Genomic DNA, 17,785 nt, shown 5'->3' with positions numbered 1-17,785 from the left:
GAGTCTCTGGAGCTTCCCGTGAAATCGATCGCCACCCTCGCGGCCCTGGCCGCGTTCCTCCTCTCCGCCTGCGGCGCCGAGCAGGAGGCCTGCACCGTCGCCGAGGAAAACGGCGTGCGGACGATGCGCTGTCCCGACGGCACCAGCGCCGAGATCCCCGGCCCTGTCGCTGGCGGCGGCTGCACCGTCGAGGAGAACGGCGACGGCACCCGCACCGTGCGCTGCGCCGACGGCACCGAGACCGTGATCGAGGACGGCGCCCCGGGCAACGACGGCAAGGACGGAACGGACGGCACTGACGGCAGGCCCGGCCGCGACGGGACCGACGGCACCAACGGCAGGCCCGGAACCGACGGCACCGACGGCATCGACGGCGAGGATGGCGCCGAGGCGCTGGTGCGCACCGAGCCCGAGCCCGCTGGCAGCACCTGCCCCACCGGCGGCACCAGGATCATCGCCGGCGTCGATCGCGATCGCGACGGCGTCCTCGACCCCGAGGAGGAGACCGATCGCACGGTGATCTGCAACGGCCGCAATGGCACCGACGGTACCAACGGCAGCGACGGGCAGGACGGCGAGGATGGCCAGGACGGGCAGGACGGGAGCGACGGCTCCGACGGCGCCACCGCGCTGGTCGACATGGTCGACGAGCCCGCCGGCGCCAACTGCGGCTTCGGCGGAATCAAGATCGTCGCCGGCCTCGATCTCGACGCCGACGGCGTGCTCTCCGCCAACGAGGTGACCTCCACCCGCTTCGTCTGCAACGCGCCGACCTGGACCTTCGGCCTTCGCTACGACGCCGAGTGGGACGCGATGGGCGCAGGGGTCGCCAACCTCGTGGGCTTCCGGGCGCAGATCGTCGGCGCCTACGATCCCTTCGCCAGGCTGCGCTGGCGGGTGCGCTTCACCGACGCGACCGGCGCGCCCGTCGCCGGCATCGCCCTCGCCACCGGCGCCGATCCGATCGAGTGGCGGAGCTGGACCGAGGAGAGCTTCTCCGACGCGCAGGGCGAGGTGATCCTCGGCGGCTCGGGCTTCGAGGCGGGTGCAGCGGGGCTCCTCGCCGCGGGCGGCGCCCACGTGCAGTGGCGGATCACGCCGCCCGCCGCAGGCACCATCAACGCGACAGTCGAGCTCCTCTCCCTCGGCAACACCGTCGTCGGCAGCGGGACCGCCGAGGTGCAGGTCGCGCCGGTGCTCACCGGCATCACCCTCTGGGGCTTCGGCGAGCACCCGGCCACCGTGCGCAACCTCGCGGTGATCAACTCGCGGGTGGCGCCCACCGTCGATCCCGACGAGCTGGTCTCGTGGCGCTATACCGTGCTCGACGGCGCCGGCGCGCCGGTGCAGGGCGTCGCCTTCCACTACGACCTCGACGCGGTGGACGGCTTCGATCACGCGCACTGGACCGACGCCCTCGTCACCGACGCGAGCGGCGTCGCGGTGCGCAGCCCGGCGGGGATCGCCGCACGGGAGCTGCAGCTCTTCCGCGGCGCCAACTTCCCGGTCTCCTTCGCGCTCACGCCGGGGACCTACACGCTGCAGGTGGAGCTGCTCGAGGTGGCGGGCGGCACGGTGCTCGCCACCGACACCGAGACGCTCACCGTGGCGCACCTTCCCGCGCTGGCGAACTTCCTCCACTTCGATGCGGTGCAGGCGGACGCGCGTTCGTTCGTGGCGATCCAGGCGCGGCACGCGACCACCGCCACGCCCACCGAGACGGTGCAGTGGCGGGTGACGCTCTCGTCGGTGGGCGCCACGGCCAACACGCCGATCGACGGGGAGGAGCTCTTCGTCGGTGATGCGGCGGATCACCTCTACCACGCGTGGTGGACCGACTCGGTGACCACCGATGCGAGCGGCATGGCGCTGGTCGGCGATCCCTTCCCCGCCGTGGAGGCGATGGGGCTCGAGGGCGTGATCCTGCCCTTCAGCCTGCGCCTTCCCACCGGCAGCTACGAGCTGCGCCTGCAACTCGTCGAGACCGCCGGCGGCACCGCGGTCTGGGACCACGTGACGACCTTCACCGTGCCGGTGCCGTAGCGAAAAAGCTCCGAATTCCCACATTGCGAGCGGCAAGACGAAATGCTCGGATCCGCCCCGTTTCGAATGGGGGGAAACGACATGAAGAAGCTGCTGCTCGCCTGTGCCGCTCTCGTCCTCGCCGCCTGTGGTGGCGGGGACGCGTCGTCTTCGGGATCCGGTGGCGCTGGTGGCGGCGGTGGTGCGGGGGGAAGCGGCGGCACCGGCGGCACCGGTGGTGACCCGACCTGCCCCGCGCTGCCGGCCCACCAGCCCACGCTCTGCGACGCGCAGGGATGGTGCGCCGAGAACGCCGAGGCGAACCTCGCGGTGGAGGCGATCGCCGCCACCGAGGACGGCTTCTGGCTCGCCAGCACCACCGCCCTCGTCCACCGCGGCGCCGCGGGCTGGAGCCAGCAGGAGGCGCTTCCCATCGCCTTCGTCGCTGCGGCGGACGGCGCGCTCTTCGCCACGGGTTGGGAGGGGATCTACGAGCGCAGCACCTGCGGCGGCTTCCTCCTCCACCCCATCGACGGCGCCGCCGACTTCCGCAGCGGCTGGGCGGCTTCCGCCAACGACGCCTGGTTCGCCGCCACCGCGAAGGATCTCGCCGGCACCCGGGTGCTCGTCCATTGGGACGGCAGCGACGCCACCACCTGGCCGGTGCCCGACGGGCTTTCCATCCGCTCGCTCTGGGGCGCAGCGCCGGACGACGTCTGGGGTGCCGGGCCGCAGGGCCTCGTGCATTGGGACGGGAGCAGCTGGACGGTGGCGGAGGGCCCCGCCATCGAGGTCGCCGCGATCTGGGGCAGCGCCGCCGACGATCTCTGGGCGGTGGGACGGGACGGCGGCATCGCGCGCTGGGACGGCGCGGCGTGGGCCACCGTCGCTTCGCCCACGACTGGCGATTTCGTGGCCGTCACCGGCAGCGGCCCCGACGACGTGTGGATCGCCTCGGACTTCGTCGCAGGAGAGGCAGGGCTGCTCCACTGGAACGGCGCCACCCTCGCCGCCGTCGACGGCAGCGAGGCGCACGGCTTCCACGCCATCGCCGCCACCGGGCACGGCACGCTCTGGGCGGCGAGCACCTCCACCGTCGAGCCGCTGCGCCAGCTGATCCACTGGAGCCCCGCAGGCCCCGGCGACGCGCCGCTGCGGCGCTTCATCGATGCCGCCGGGATCAGCGCCGCTGGCGAGGTGGTCTGGGTCCTCGGCGCCGACGGCAGCACCGCCCGCTTCGCCGGTGGCGGGGTGGAGCGCTTCACCACCGGCGCCGACCGCGCCATCTACGATCTCGAGGCGGTGGCAGACGGCACCGCCTGGGCGGTGGGCGAGCAGGGGCTGGTGCTCCGCTTCGGCGCCGCAGGCTGGGAAGAGGTTTCGGGCGTGCCCGCCACCTGGGCGCTCCTCGACGTGGAGGCGGACGGCGACGAGGTCTGGATCGCCGGCGCCTCGTCGCAGGTGCTGCGCGGCGGCGACGACGGCTTCGCCACGGTGGAGACCGGGCTCTCCTTCGCCGCCGAGATCGCTGTGCGGGACGGCGCGGTATGGGCAGCGGGGGAGGGCGGCGCCGCCGCCGCCTGGAACGGCAGCGTCTTCGAGGCCCGGGGCAGCGCCGGGCGCGAGCCGAGCGATCTCGCCATCGGTCCCGGCGGCGACGTATGGCTCCTGGCGGATGGGGGCCTCTTCGCCTGGGACGACGGCAGCTGGGCGCTGCGCGAGGACGATCTCTTCAACGCCGGCCACCTCGCTCACGACGACGCCGGAACGCTCTGGGTGAGCGGCCCGATGCTCAAGCGCTGGACCGGCGGGGCGATCGACTGGATCGCCGGCGGCGACGCGCAGGGCGGCATCGCCCCGGCAGGTGGGTCGATTTGGACCGTGGGCTACGGCAACGCCGTGCTCCGCTGGGCGCCCTGAAAAGCGCCCGCCCATGAAAAACGCCCGGGCCGCTCGTGGCGGCGCCGGGCGTTTTCGTGAGCCAGGCCCTGCGGATCAGCGCACCGCTTCGAGCGCCCCGCGGATCCCGCGCACCGTGTGCTCGATCTCCGCGTCGCCGTGGGCGAGCGACACGAAGCACGACTCGAACTGCGAGGGCGAGAGGTAGACGCCGCGCTCGATGCACTCCCAATAGAAGCGGCCGAACTTCGCCGTGTCCGCCTTCTTCGCCGAGTCGTAGTCGTAGACCTCGTCCGGCGTGAAGTAGAGCGTCCACATGCTGCCGATGCGATTGAGCCGCGCCGGCACGCCGGTGTCGCGGAGCGCCTCCTCGATGCCGGCGTAGAGCTTCTCGCACTGGGTCTCGAGCCTGGCGAACGCAGCCTCGTCGAGGGCACCGAGCATCTTCATGCCCGCAGCCACCGCCAGCGGATTTCCCGAGAGCGTGCCCGCCTGGTAGACCGGCCCCTCCGGCGCGATCAGCTTCATCAGCTCGTTCTTGCCGCCATAGGCACCCACCGGCAGGCCGCCGCCGATCACCTTGCCGAAGGTGGAGAGGTCCGGCGTCATCCCCAAGCGGCCCTGCGCGCCAGAGCGAGAGAGGCGGAAGCCGGTCATCACCTCGTCCCAGATGAGCACGGTGCCGTGCGCCTGCGTCACCTCGCGCAGCGCCTCGTGGAAGCCGGGCTTCGGCAGCAAGACGCCCATGTTGCCGACCACCGGCTCGATGATCGCGCAGGCGATGGTGTCGCCGTGCTGCTCGAAGAACGCCCGCAGCCGCTTCTCGTCGTTGAAGGGCAGGGTGAGGGTGTGCTTCGCCAGATCCGCCGGCACACCCGGCGAGTCGGGGAGGCCCAGGGTCTCGACGCCGGAGCCGGCCTTCACCAGCAGCGAGTCGGAGGCACCGTGGTAGCAGCCCTCGAATTTGAGGATGCGATCGCGGCCGGTGGCGGCGCGGGCGAGGCGGATCGCCGCGGAGGTGGCCTCGGTGCCGGAGGAGACGAGGCGGACCTTCTCCACCGAGGGGACCATGCTGCAGATGAGCTGGGCGAAGTCGACCTCGCCGGCGTGCGGCGCGCCGAAGGAGGTGCCCTTCTTCGCCGCGTCGCAGACCGCATCGACCACCGGCTGCCAGGCGTGGCCGAAGAGGAGCGGGCCCCAGGAGCCGACGTAATCGACATAGCGGTTGCCGTCGACGTCGACGAGCCACGCGCCCTCGCCGCGGTCGAAGAAGAGCGGCTGTCCGCCCACGCCCCGGAAGGCGCGGACCGGCGAGTTGACGCCGCCGGGGATCTGGCGCTGTGCACGCTGGAAGAGGTCGGCGCTGCGGCTGTGGTCCATGCTTCGCTCCTTGCGGCCTCGAGGTGGCCGTGAAGGGCTTGGCATAGATCCCCGCGCCACCCTGGGCAACGCCGAAAGTCAGTGGGCGAGCGCTTCGTTGCGGGTCAGCGGACGCATCTTGCGGAGCTCGGCGAGGTGCTTGCGCACCCGGGCGAGATCCGCCTGCACCCGCCAAGGATCGGGGTGGGTCTCGAGCGCCGCGAGGAGCGCCGCCTGTGCCCCTTCCCAATCGCGCTGTGATGCCTTGGACTGGCCGATCTGGTAGCGCGAACGCGCCGCCACTGCCGTGTCCGGGTAGCGCGACTCGACCACCTCGAAGGCGGCGACCGCCTCGTCGTGGCGGTTCTCCATTTGGAAGGCGGTGGCGAGGAGGAAGAGCGCGTCCGCGGTCCAGCGGCCGCCGGGCGATCGCTCCGCCAGCGCCTGCGCCTCCTGCCTGCACTGCTCGTAGTCGCCCAGGGAGAAATAGGCCCGCGCGATCTTGAGCGCGAAGCGGTCGGCGTTCGGCCTGCCGGAGCGGGCGAGCGCCTCCCACTGCGCGATGGCGTCGTGCACGTCGTCGAGCTCGCCCCTGGCGATTTCGGCGAGGCGCTCGCGGGCGGTCCAGCTCTCCTCCGCCTGCGGCGCGGTGGCGATCAGCCTGCGGTAGATCTCCGCCGCCCGGCGGGGCTCGGAGAGCTCGAGGTAGGTGATCTCGCCCAGGCGCGCGTGGGCCTCGACCCAGCCCTCCCGATCCTCGTCGGGATCGAGGCCCGCCACGATCGCCCGGTAGGCGGCGACCGCCTCCTCGTATTTGCGCTCGAAGACGAGCTCGGAGGCCCGCTCGAGGCGGGCGCCCACCGAGTTGTAGTGGACGCCCCAGGCCAGCCCGCCTGCTGCGAGCGCGGCGAGAGCGAAGACGCCGATGCGGGAACGCTCCACCGATCAGGCCTCGGTCTCGGGCTCGCCGCCACCCTCGGAGCCACCCTCGGTCTCTGCCTCGGCGGCGGCCTCGGCCTCGCCGGCACCTTCCGGTGCTGCTGCGCCGAGCTCCTCGCCGAGGTCTTCGCCGAGCACTTCTTCTTCGGCCTTGCCCACGTCGGCGAGGCGGGCCACGGAGACCACCTTCTCGCCCTTGCCCACGGTGATGAGGCGCACGCCCTGGGTGTTGCGGCCGATCATGCTGATCTCGTTCACCGCCATGCGGATGAGCGTGCCGGCGTTGGTGATCAGCATCGCCTCGTCGTCGTCGTGCACCTGGCTGACGCCCGCCACCTTGCCGTTGCGGTCGGTGGTCTTGATCGTGATCAGACCCTTGCCGCCGCGGCCCTGCGTCCGGTACTCGCTCTCCTCGGTGCGCTTGCCGAAGCCGTTCTCGGTGATGGTGAGGATCGCGGTGCCCGACGCCACCAGATCGGCGCCCACCACCACGTCGTCGTCCTCGAGGGAGATGGCCTTCACGCCGTAGGCGGCGCGGCCCATGGCGCGGACCTCGCTCTCCTCGAAGCGGATCGCCATGCCGTTGGCGGTGGTGATCAGAATGTGGGAGGAGCCGTCGGTGAGCATCACCTGGACGAGCTCGTCGCCCTCGTCGATGCCCAGCGCGATGATCCCGTTGGCGCGCACGTTCGAGTAGGCCATCAGGTCGGTCTTCTTGATGATGCCCTTGCGGGTCACCGAGATGACGTACTTGCCTTCCTCGAAGCGGCGGACCGGCAGCACCTTGGCGAGGGTCTCGCCCTCCTGGAACTGCACCAGGTTCACGATCGGCTTGCCGAGCGCGGTGCGTCCCGCCTGCGGGATCTCGTGGACCTTGAGCCAGTAGAGCTTGCCCTTGGTGGTGAAGACCAGCAGGTAGGCGTGGGTGCTCGCCACGAAGAGCGACTCGATGAAGTCCTCTTCGCGGGTGGAAGCGCCGCTCTTGCCGCGGCCACCGCGCTTCTGCGCCTTGTAGAGGCTGACCGAGTTGCGCTTCACGTAGCCGCGGTGGCTCATGGTCACGACCATGTCCTCCTCGGCGATGAGGTCCTCGCGGGTGATGACGCCGGCCTCGCCGTGGATCTCGGTGCGGCGGGGATCGGCGAAGAGGTCGCGGATCTCCTTGAGCTCGCCCTTGATCACGCCGAGGAGCGTCGCCTCGTTCGAGAGGATCTCCTTGTACCAGACGATGCTGCGGATCAGCCCGACCAGCTCGTTGACCAGCTCCTCCCGCTCCATGTTGGTGAGGCGGGCGAGGCGCATGTCGAGAATCGCCTTGGCCTGCAGCTCGGAGAAGCCCGCGCCCATGTACTGGCGGGAGAGGCCGGCGTAGCGCGGCTCGTCGCGCTGCACGCGCTCGACCACGCGGGCGAGGCCCGCCTCGGCGATCTTCGGATCGAGCCGGGGCAGGTGGGTGAAGCGCTCGTGCTTGTAGAGCTCGTCCGAGAGGATGTTCTCGAGGCCCCAGCGGGCTTCCTCGGGATCCTTCGAGGCGCGGATCAGCGCCACCACGAGATCGATGAGGTCCTGCGCGACGACGAGGCCCTCGACGATGTGCTGGCGATCCTCGGCCTTGCGCAGATCGTAGCGGGTGCGCCTGGTGACGACGTCGCGCCGGTGCGCGATGAAGCGCTCCAGCATCTCCTTGAGGGTGAGGACCTTGGGCACGCCGCCGTCGATGGCGAGCATGGTGACGCCGAAGGTGGTCTCGAGCGACGTCTGCTGGAAGAGGTTGTTCACCACGACCTGGGCCATGGCGTCGCGCTTCACCTCGACGACGATGCGGACCTTCTCTTCGCGATCCGACTCGTCGCGGATGTCGGAGATCCCCTCGATCTTCTTGTCCTTGACCAGCTCGGCGATGCGCTCGATCAGGCGCGCCTTGTTCACCTGGTAGGGCAGCTCGCGGACGATGATCCGCTCGCGGTTGCCCTTGTCGTACTCCTCGATCTCGTAGACCGCCCGGAGGCGGATCGAGCCGCGGCCGGAGAGGTAGGCCTCGAGGATCCCGCCGCGGCCGTTGATGATGCCGCCGGTGGGGAAGTCCGGACCCGGCACGTACTCCATCAGGTCCTGGATGGTGCACTTCGGGTTGTCGATGAGGTGCAGCGACGCGTCGAGGACCTCGCCCATGTTGTGGGGCGGGACGTTGGTCGCCATGCCCACCGCGATGCCCGCCGAGCCGTTGACCAGCAGGTTGGGGAAGCGGGTGGGCATCACCAGCGGCTCGGTGGTCGAATCGTCGAAGTTCGGACCGTGGTCGACCGTGTCCTTCTCGATGTCGGCGAGCAGCATCTCGGCGAGCTTGGTGAGCCGCGCCTCGGTGTAACGGTAGGCCGCCGCGGAGTCGCCGTCGATCGAGCCGAAGTTGCCCTGCCCGTCGACGAGCAGGTAGCGGAGGTTCCACTCCTGCGCGAGGCGCACCAGCGCGTCGTAGACCGACGCGTCGCCGTGCGGGTGATACTTCTTGAGCACCTCGCCCACCACGCCGGCGCACTTCGAGAACTTCCGGTTGTGGAGCAGCCCCTCGTCGAACATCGCGTAGAGGATGCGCCGGTGCACGGGCTTCAGGCCGTCGCGCACGTCGGGGAGCGCGCGGCCGATGATCACCGACATCGAGTAGTCGAGATACGACTTGCGCATCTCGTCTTCGATGTTGATCGGCAGGGTGTTCGCAGAGGGCGCGCGCGGCGGCGGGGTGGTCGGCGTGTCGCTGGACATCGGTCCTCACTGGCTGCATCGAGCCGAGGCGTGCCCCGGAAAGACCCGGGGGACTCGGCCTTGACCACGAAAAACACGTAGAAATAACCGGCTCTTCCACGCCGGGTCAACCAATCTTCCGGCCTGCCCACAGGGCCGCCGCCGCAGGCGTGCACCCGCCTGGCCGGCTGGGTGGTGCGGGAACGGCCCGTTCTCACTCGGTGTGATGGGCGGTCAGCGTGGCGGAGCGCACGGGGCGGTCGCGGCGGCGCAGGCGACGAAGCGGTCGACCAGCGCCGCGGCGCCGTCTGGCGCCGTGGCGAGGAGGTGGATCGGCCTGCCGCCGGCGGTGTGGCGCAGGGTGATCGTGCGGGGGGCGAGGGTGAGGGTGGGGTCGTCCACGAGGGCCCGGACCCGCTCCATTGCGTCCCCTTCCGCCGGATCGAAGAGCACCACCGCCGGCAGCTGGCGCCAGCGGCCGAGCAGGGCCGGCGCCTCGTCCAGCGTCGCCTCCCAGCCGTTGCTGGCGCGGAGCAGGCCGAAGAGGCGCAGGGCGTGGGGCCGCAGCGCGGGGTCGCGGACGAGGGCGACCTGCCGCAGCTGCAGCGCCGGCGTGTCGAGCTGCGCGCCGAGGGCGGCCTCCACCGCAGCCCGATAGCGTTCGAGGAAGGCCCCGTCGTGCACCGTGCCGCCAGCTGCGATCTGCTCGCGCACCAGGGTGAGGATCGCCCGGGCCGCGCCGTCGATCGCCGGGTCGCCGTAGAGCGGGGCGGCCAGCCGACGCTCCCGCGTGGCCTCGTCGTAGAGCAGCGCCGCGCCGAGGCCATTGCCCGCAGCCGTGGCCACCGCCTCGTCGAGGAGCGCCCAGGCGGCCATCGCGCGCTGATCACCGACCGACACGAAGGAGGCGAGCGCCTCGCGCCGGGCGGCTGGCGGCGCATGGGCGAGGAAGCGGTGGCAGAGCTCGTGGATCGCCACCTCGAGCCGTGAGGCGGGCCTGTCGCCGGGGCGCATCTCGAGGAGCGCGTGGTCGCCGAGCTGCGTGGCGTAGCTGGGCCCCTGGGCCTCCGCCGGGATCACGGCGAGGTGCAGGGTGAAGCCCTCCGCAGCGCCGGCACCATAGAAGCGGCGCAGCTCGTCCACCCAACGCGCCAGCGCCGGATCGTCGAGCGCCGTCTCGAGGGCCGCCGCCGCGTCGCGCGCCGCTGCGGCACCGTGGGCCTGCCACCACGCAGCGAAGCGCGGGTGGAAGTGCGCCAGCACCCCGAGCCCCGCCTCCACCTGCGCCGGCTCGAGCAGCGCCGCCGCCCGCCGCTTCCACGCCGCAGCGTCGGACGCGAGGCTGCCGGCGACGCGGAGCTGCTCTGCGGCGTCCGGCGTCGCGTGGGGCAGCGGATGGAGGCCACCTTCGTCCTCGGCCGGCGCGTCGATCGCCGCCGACCGGACCACTGCCGCCCAGCGCTGCAGGATCCCCTCGTCTGCCTCGCTCCAGCCGTTCGCCCAGAGCGCACGCAGCGCCTCCCGGCTGCAATGGACCTCCGGCAACGCCAGGCAATCGAGCTGGTAGATCAAGTTGGCGAAGCCGTCCGCCCGCACCGTGAGCACCGGCTGCTCGAACGCATCCGGCGCCGGCACCTGCGCGGCGGCACATCCGCCCAGCGACGACACGGCCAGAAGAGCTGCCGCAATCCGCTTCATCGTCTCCCCCTCGCGCCGCGAGCAAGCGGCATCGCGCGCAGGTACGCGGGAGGCGCGCAGGCGGTTCACCTCGCGCGGCACATGCGCGCGGGCCCCGCACCACACCGCTTCAGACGTTGAGGTGGATCCGCTCCGCCGGTAGCCCGCAGCGGCAGAGCGCCTCGGTCACCCCGTCGATCATCCCCTGCAGCCCGCAGAGGAAGGCCACCGCGTTCTCCACCCGCGGCAGCTCCGCGCGGAAGCGCTCCTGCACGTAGCGGGCGTGCCCCGCCTGCGGCCCCTGCTGCGAGATCACCCGGTGGACCTTCACGCCCTGCGCGGCGAGCCCATCGAGCTCGGCGCCGTAGGGGAAATCCTCCGGCGTGCGCACGCCGAAGAAGAGCTCCACCGCGCCCCACCGATCCCGCTCGCCGAGGATCTCCTGGAGCGCTGCCCGGATCGGCGCGATGCCGGAGCCGGTGGCGAAGAGGAGCACGTCCCGCCCCCGGTTCTCCTCGAGGGGAAAGCCGCTCCCCATCGCCAGGGTGGTCTCGACCTCCGCCCCGACCGGCAGCGCGACCAGCTCGTCGGGAAGCCCCTCGCCCTGCTTCACCAGCAGCTCGACGGTGTCGCCGCCGGGCCCGCTGGCGATGGCGAAGAAGGCGCCGTCCGTCTCCCCGGGGCGGCGCACCTTGAGGAATTGCCCGGCATGCCGGTAGCTCGCCGCTACCCCCGGCGCGACCTGCAGGCGCAGGCCCCGGAGGAGCGGCGCCTCGGGCCAGCTCGCCACGATGCGGGCGGGATGAAAGGGCGTGGACATCGCTGGGCAACCTAACGGCGCCCCCCGGCCCGCTCAACCGTCGTTTCACCTGCAGCCGCAGAAAAGGAGCAGGAATGCGGCAGGAACGACGAAGGCCCGGCGCCTTCGGGGCACCGGGCCTTCGCGCTACGCGAGATGCCTCCGGCCTACTGGCCGCAGCCGCTCGGATCCTGGTCGCAGCGCACGTCGGAGCAGGCGACGCCTTCCTCCGGCGCGCAGTTGCGGCCGATCTTGCAGTAGCCCACGTTGCCGTTGTTCACGCAGAAGATCTGGCCGCGGCACTGCTCGTCCGAGGCGCAGCGCTCCCGGGTGATCTCGCAGTAGCCATCCGACTCGCAGACCTGCTGCGGGCAATCCGAGTCCTGCACGCAGGAGCAGAAGCCGCGCTGGCCACCCTCGCCGACGGCGCAGCGGCCCGCGCACTTGCCGTTGGCGCAGCGGGCGCCTGCGGGGCAGTCCGCATCCTCGCTGCAGCTCGGGGCGTTGACCGCGGCGCTGCAGCTGTTGTCGCTGGTGCAGGTGTCCTCGGTGAGGATGAGCACGTCGCGGCAGGCGAGTCCGTTGGGGCAGGCCTGGCCCTCCGAGCAATCGACGCCGCAGTAGCTCGCCTGGCCGGCGGGGTCGGTGGCGTCGACGAGGCAGAAGTTCGGGCCTGCGCTGCCGCAGCGCTTCGACTCACCGGGGCTCGCCGTGCAGTTGCGGCAGTAGGGCCGCGTCTCGGTGATCCCCGATTCGCAGGCGGCGAGCTGGGTGGGATCTTCGGGCTCCACGCAGAAGTCGCCGTAGCGGCAGAACGAGTCGTCGGCGCAGGTGTCCGAGGTGCAGCTGCCCACGTCGCAGAGGCTCCGGTCCTCCTCGTCGCAGGTGGGGCAGGGGATCGGGTTCCCCTGGTCGTCCTCGCACATGCAGACGTCGTTCAGGTTGCAGTCGCCGTGGCTCCTGCAACCGGGAACGCAGGTGAGGTTGATCGGGTCGCAGACCTCGCCGAGGTCGCACTGCAGATCGTTGTTGCAGCCGGTGGTCCGGCAGATGCGCTGCTGGACGTCGCAGAAGGCGCGGCCCTCGCAGTCCTGGTTCCACTCGCAGGCCTTGTCCGGGTGGCAACGGCCGTCACCCCCAGGGTAGAGCTCGCAATGTTCCGCCTCGCCGACGCAGGCCGCGTCGCCGGTGCAGACGCAGTCGCCGAGGTCGACTTCGCAGCGCCAGTTCGGATTCCCGTCGTGCTGATCGACGCACTGCTGGTCCGACGAGCAGAGCGCCCGGAACTTCGTCTCCTCCGAACACGAGGCGCCGGAGACGAGGATCGCGCCCAGGGCGGCGGCGATACCGATGAGAGAGAGATGGCGCACGGGCTTCCTCACAGGGGCAGCAGCTGCACGTCGTAGGTGAAGCTGGAGAAGGCGTCGAGGCTGAGGTTGCTGTAGTTCCACTGGTCGAAGCTGAAACGCGGCTCCCTGCCGGTGATGATGGTGAGCTGGAGCGCGGTGCCGGGCGGGTATTTGTCGCGGAGCCGCTGCAGCACCGCAGGCGGCACCGAGACGCGCCGCTCGCTACCCGGCAGCACCATGTTCCACTGCGGGATCGGTCCGGCCATGGTCGGCTCGTCGATGCTCACCACCGCCACCTCGGGGGTGGGGCCCGCCTCGGCCGTCCACTCGATCACGCCGTTGAAGCGCACGGTCGGCTGGACGAGGCGGGTGAGGCCCATGAGCGGCCCCATGGTGATGCCGGTGGAGATGTCGCCGTCCTGCCGCCGGAAGGTGGCGGTGAGCGGCAGCTGCTGGCTCGCGGCGACGCCGCCCCAGAGCTGGAAGATGAAGCTCTCGCCCGAGAGCGCCGGCAGGTTCTCGAGCATGGTGGAGCCCGGCGTCGCGCCGGTGCTCGCCTGGCCCACGGGGATGATCCCCTCGAGGCCGAGGTTCATGTAGGCGAAGACCTGCGACGAGCCCTGGGTGCCGAACCAGGAGGGCGGGTTGTCGATGGTCACCGGCACGTCGAGCGAGAGGTGCATGTCGAGGACGATGTCCGCGTCGGTGATGTCGCGGCCCGGGGTCGGGCTCACGTTGCGGCGCACGCCCATGAGCAGCGGCTCGAACTCGTTCGTGTCGACGTTGAGGATGCCGTAGACGGCGTAGATCGCCATGTAGCGGGTCGAGGCGAACTCGTAGGCGAAGGCGCCGCCCTCCTTGGTGATCAGGATGCCGCCCTGCGGACTGCGGAAGGGCGGGGCGTCGTAGACGGTGGGCACCGAGATCCGGACGAAGGCGGCCTCCTGCTCGTTGCCCGCCAGCTGCCTGCCGCCGGGGAGCTTGAAGCCCCAGACCTTGCCGGCGACGATCACGCCGCGCTCGTCGTTGTCGCCCCCGCTAGCGCAGCCGCTGTCGGACGGGCCGTTCATGTTGAAGAAGTCGATTCCGCCGTCGCCGTCGTCGTCGATGCAGTTCGAGCACTGGGCGAGGGGGCCCTCGGAGGAGCCGCCCGAGCACTGGCAGTCTGGATCCTCGGCGTCGATGAGGCCGTCGCCGTCGTTGTCCTCGCCGTCGCAGCAGGTCCCTGCCTCCTGGGGCTGCATCGGGCACATGCAGAGGTCCGGCATCGGCGAGTTGCTGGGGCCGCACTGGCAGCCGTCGAGATCGGCCTTGGTCGGGTCGCCGTCGCCGTCCCAGTCGATGAGGCCGTCGCCGTCGTCGTCGAGGCCGTTGTCACACTCGACCGGTTCAAAATTTGCGGTCAGATAGACGGTGAGGTTCTCGGAGTTCTGGTTCACGACCGTGGCGCTCTCGTAGGCATCGAGGGCGACCGAGACGATCTGCGCCTTGACCAGCGTGGGGTCGGAGAAGGTGATCTGCCCGCGGTCGTCGGTGAGGCCCTGCAGGTGCGTGGAGTCGTCGGTGCCGAGGATCACGAAGGCGTTCGGAAGCGGCACGCCGAGTCGGGAGCGGTTTCGCGGGTGCCCCCCGTCGAGGACGGTGACGTTCAGGGTGCCGTTGAGGGGACCGCCGGAGGCGCCGCCCGTGGCGTTGGTGGGATCGAAGTAGGTGAAGGCGCCGACCAGCGTGACCTGGTCGCCGGCGCCAGAGTCGACGGTGAGGTCGACGGTGCCCACGTTGCCGCGGGGCGCGACGAGCGCCGCGGTGTGGGAGTCGATCACCTGCACCTCGGTGGCTGCGGCGGCGCCGAAGCTGCCGCCGAGGCCGGGGCGGAAGCCCTTGCCGCGGACCGTGACCCGGGTGCCACCGGCGCGCGCGCCGGCGGAGGGCTCGGAGCGCATCACCTCGAAATCACCCTCGTAGACGAAGGCTGCGGCGAGGCGGCCGACGTTGGTCGCGTCGGCGGGATCGACCACGCGCACCGGCACCGGGCCGTCGCTGCCCATCGGCGTCACCGCGCGGAGGTGGGTGGAGGAGAGCCGCTCGACGTTCGTCGCCTCGAGGGCGCCGACGAAGACCCGGGCGCCGACGGGGAAGCCGGCGCCGGTGATGTCGATCGAGGTGCCGCCTGCCTCGGGGCCGCTGCCCGGAACCACGGTGGCGACGGAGATGGTGTCGACGTAGCGGTAGCCGCCGGCGAGGGTGTCGCCGCCGGCGGTGACGCGAACTTCCACGTCCACCAACCCCGGCGCTGCGGCGGCGGGCACGGTGGCGGTGACGAAATTCGACGAGAGGGCGGTCGCATCTGCGGCGAGCACGCCGTCGAAGCGGACGGTGAGGTTGCCGCCGTCGAGGTTGCTGCCGACAAGGGTCACCTGCTCGCCGCCGGCGAGGCTGCCGGTGGGGAGCGAGACCGCGTAGAGCTGCACCGTCGTCTCGGCGGGATCGTAGTAGGCGTAGGCGCTGGTGGTGCTGCCCGCCGCGGTGCGCACCTCGAGCTCGACCAGACCGGCGGCGGCGCCGGCCGGCACGGTCACCCGGAGGCTGCCGTCGTCCTGGAGGGTCGAGGTGGCGAGTGCGCCGCCGACGAAGACCTCGGCATCGCCCGCGAAGCCTGCACCCTCCACGTGGATCACGTTGCCGCCGGCGACGGGGCCGCCGGGCGGATCGACGAGGGTGATCTCGAGCGGGGCCTCGTAGCTGAAGGCCTTGCGCAGCGAGGCCTGGCCGTCTTCGTCGAAGACGCGCACGTCGACGGCGCCGGCGACGTCACCGGGCGGAAGGATGCCGGTGAGCGAGCCGTCGGCCTGCTGCTGCACGTCGATGGCAGCCCGGTTGCCGATGAGCACGATCATCGAGGGGCGGAGGTTCTCGCCCCGGACGGTGATCAGGGTGCCGCCGTCGATCGAGCCGGTGGGCGGCTCGACACCGTCGAGGTCCACCGGCGCCTGGTAACGGAAGCAGGCGGTGCAGGTCGACTCGCCGCTGGTGTTGACCACGCGGATGTCCGCGTCGCCTTCGAGGCCCGGCGGCGTGGTGACGAGGATGGTGTCGTCGTCGATGACCCGCGCCCCGACGGCGCGGTTCTCGCCCACGTAGACCTCGGTCACCTCGTCGGGCCTGACGCCGTCGTCGACGGAGAGGACGAAGCCCGCGCCGCTGACGATGATCGTCTCGCCGCCCAGCATCGTGCCGCGGGGCGGGCGGGCGTTGTCGACCCGGAGGTCGGCCAGGGGCGTACCGCCGCTGCCGCCAGCGCCACCTGCACCGCCGACACCACCGGTGCCACCGTCACCACCGGAGCCGCCGGTACCCGGCTTCACCACCGGCGGCTTGTTGCCGCCGGTGCCCCCGGTGGGCGGCGGCGTCTCGCCGCCACAGCCCACCGCCACGGTGGCGCCGGCAACAACCAGCCAGGGAATGACCGCGCCGAGCAGCGCGAATCCACGCGTCTTCCGAACGAGCCTGCGCATACCAATGACTCCTACTGCGCCGTGATCGAGAGATCGTAGGCGTTCTGCGTGCGGTCGTTGCTGGGAATGACCAACACGTAGGCCCTGCCGCCAGAGACCCCTGCCACCGCGACCTGCTCCACCTGATCGGTGGTGCGGGACGAGGCGAGCTGCGTGGTTCCATCGCTGCCGAACAAAATGAGGTCGAGGTCGCCCTTGAGCGGATCGTGGGTGAGGCGAACCGAGAGGCCGCTGCCGCTCGGCACCTCCACCACGTACCAGTCCGGATCGCCCGGACATGCCTGCAGGTTGCTCCGCGTCCCCGTGGTCAGCGGGCTGGCCTGCGTCGAATCGTCGTTCTCCTCGAAGGAGTCGTCGTCGCAGGGCACGCCACGGACCACGATCGAGTGGAGCGCGTAGCGGGTCTGCTTGTCCTGCGTGCGAACCCGGAGGAAATAGTCGCCGTCCGCCGAGACCGTGGCGTCGACCAGGAAGGGATTGCGGTCGAGCTCGCGGCCTGCGGCGTCGCGGAGCTGCACGTCGAGGCCACCCGAGGCGAGCGGATCGGCGTCGATGTTGACGTTGATGCGGTCGCCCCGCTGCAGGGTGAAGCGGTACCAGTCTTCCTCGGCGCCGCAGACCGTCAGGTTCTCGCGGTGTCCCGCGCTGATCGGCGTGGCGTTCGCCTGATCGTCGTTGGGCTCGTCGAGGTCGGGCTGGCAGGCAGCCAGCACGCAGCGGCCCAGCTGCAGGTCGCAGCGCTCGTCCTCGAGGCAATCGTCGTTGGCGTCGCAGGGCGGCGGCGGCTCCGTGCAGGTGGAGGTCGCGCGGTTGCAGATGGTGCCCGCCTCGCAGTCGCGATCGCTGAAGCAGGTGTTGGCGCCGGCGCAGCGGCCAGCGGCGATGTTGCAGACGAGGCCGGGGCCGCAGTCGACGTCCTCGGTGCACTCGACGCAGCGGCCTTCGATGCATTCCTCGCGGGCCTGGCAGACGTCGATCTCCGTCTCCGGCGTGCAGCGCTGCTCGCAGCTGCCGGTGCCCGGGTTGCAGACCTCCTCCTCGAGGCAGTCCGCGTTGTCGAAGCAGCCGAGGTCCTCCTCGCATACGTTCAAGGCGCGGTTGCAGCGCTGGCCTTCGGGGCACTGCCCGAGGGCGCCGCAGCGGACCGCCACCTCGCCGGGGACACAGAGCCCCTGCGTGCAGAACATGCCGAGGGGGCAGGTCTCGTGGGCCTCGCACTCGTCACCCCATCCGTCGCGGAAGAGGCAGGAGTAGGAGGCCGCGTCGCAGCGCTGCGCCCTGCCGCAATCGCCGTCGGTGGCGCACTGCACGCAGGTGCCCAGCGGGCTGCAGACCTGGCCGTCGGAACAGTCGGCGGTTTCGGTGCACCCGCCGCCGCCGCCGCCGCTGCCGCCGGAGTTGCTGTCGCCGCCATCGTCGCCACAGGCGACGGGGAGCACGCCGACGAGGGCGAAAATCAGACCGAGCAATACGGAGAGACGGCTCAA

The 17,785-nt window shown here is 71.3% G+C and carries 10 protein-coding genes; 2 read left to right on the top strand and 8 right to left on the bottom strand.

What is annotated here, in order from left to right; translation table 11 throughout:
• Positions 1-18 precede the first annotated feature (18 nt).
• A complete protein-coding gene (locus ACESMR_RS08600; RefSeq protein ID WP_373046643.1) occupies positions 19-2,043 on the top strand; it encodes a hypothetical protein in 2,025 nt (674 codons plus the stop codon).
• Between the two features lie 81 nt (positions 2,044-2,124).
• The gene (locus ACESMR_RS08595; RefSeq protein ID WP_373046642.1) at positions 2,125-3,942 is read left to right on the top strand and encodes a hypothetical protein; all 1,818 of its coding nucleotides are present in this window, start codon (positions 2,125-2,127) and stop codon (positions 3,940-3,942) included.
• Between the two features lie 75 nt (positions 3,943-4,017).
• On the opposite strand, the gene hemL is transcribed toward ACESMR_RS08595, so the two are convergent.
• From hemL to ACESMR_RS08555, 8 genes are all read right to left on the bottom strand, one after another.
• Entirely contained in the window at positions 4,018-5,301 is a 1,284-nt protein-coding gene (gene hemL, locus ACESMR_RS08590; protein WP_373046641.1) for a glutamate-1-semialdehyde 2,1-aminomutase, read from the bottom strand.
• Between the two features lie 78 nt (positions 5,302-5,379).
• Positions 5,380-6,222 (bottom strand): tetratricopeptide repeat protein, encoded by an 843-nt coding sequence (locus ACESMR_RS08585; protein WP_373046640.1) that lies wholly within the window; start codon positions 6,220-6,222, stop codon positions 5,380-5,382.
• A 3-nt stretch (positions 6,223-6,225) separates the two neighbouring features.
• The gene (gyrA, locus tag ACESMR_RS08580; RefSeq protein WP_373046639.1) at positions 6,226-8,979 is read right to left on the bottom strand and encodes a DNA gyrase subunit A; all 2,754 of its coding nucleotides are present in this window, start codon (positions 8,977-8,979) and stop codon (positions 6,226-6,228) included.
• 213 nt (positions 8,980-9,192) lie between these two features.
• Positions 9,193-10,656 (bottom strand): hypothetical protein, encoded by a 1,464-nt coding sequence (locus ACESMR_RS08575; RefSeq protein WP_373046638.1) that lies wholly within the window; start codon positions 10,654-10,656, stop codon positions 9,193-9,195.
• A 109-nt stretch (positions 10,657-10,765) separates the two neighbouring features.
• The gene (locus ACESMR_RS08570; protein WP_373046637.1) at positions 10,766-11,455 is read right to left on the bottom strand and encodes a ferredoxin--NADP reductase; all 690 of its coding nucleotides are present in this window, start codon (positions 11,453-11,455) and stop codon (positions 10,766-10,768) included.
• Between the two features lie 146 nt (positions 11,456-11,601).
• Positions 11,602-12,804, bottom strand: coding sequence for a hypothetical protein (locus tag ACESMR_RS08565; RefSeq protein ID WP_373046636.1), 1,203 nt, complete (start codon positions 12,802-12,804; stop codon positions 11,602-11,604).
• Between the two features lie 8 nt (positions 12,805-12,812).
• Positions 12,813-16,298, bottom strand: coding sequence for an IPT/TIG domain-containing protein (locus ACESMR_RS08560; RefSeq protein ID WP_373046635.1), 3,486 nt, complete (start codon positions 16,296-16,298; stop codon positions 12,813-12,815).
• An 11-nt stretch (positions 16,299-16,309) separates the two neighbouring features.
• Positions 16,310-17,785, bottom strand: a complete 1,476-nt coding sequence (locus ACESMR_RS08555; RefSeq protein WP_373046634.1) for a hypothetical protein — start codon at positions 17,783-17,785, stop codon at positions 16,310-16,312.

Origin of the sequence: Vulgatibacter sp., assembly GCF_041687135.1 — a bacterium.
GTDB lineage: Bacteria > Myxococcota > Myxococcia > Myxococcales > Vulgatibacteraceae > JAWLCN01.
This window is presented reverse-complemented; position numbering and strand designations above follow the sequence as displayed.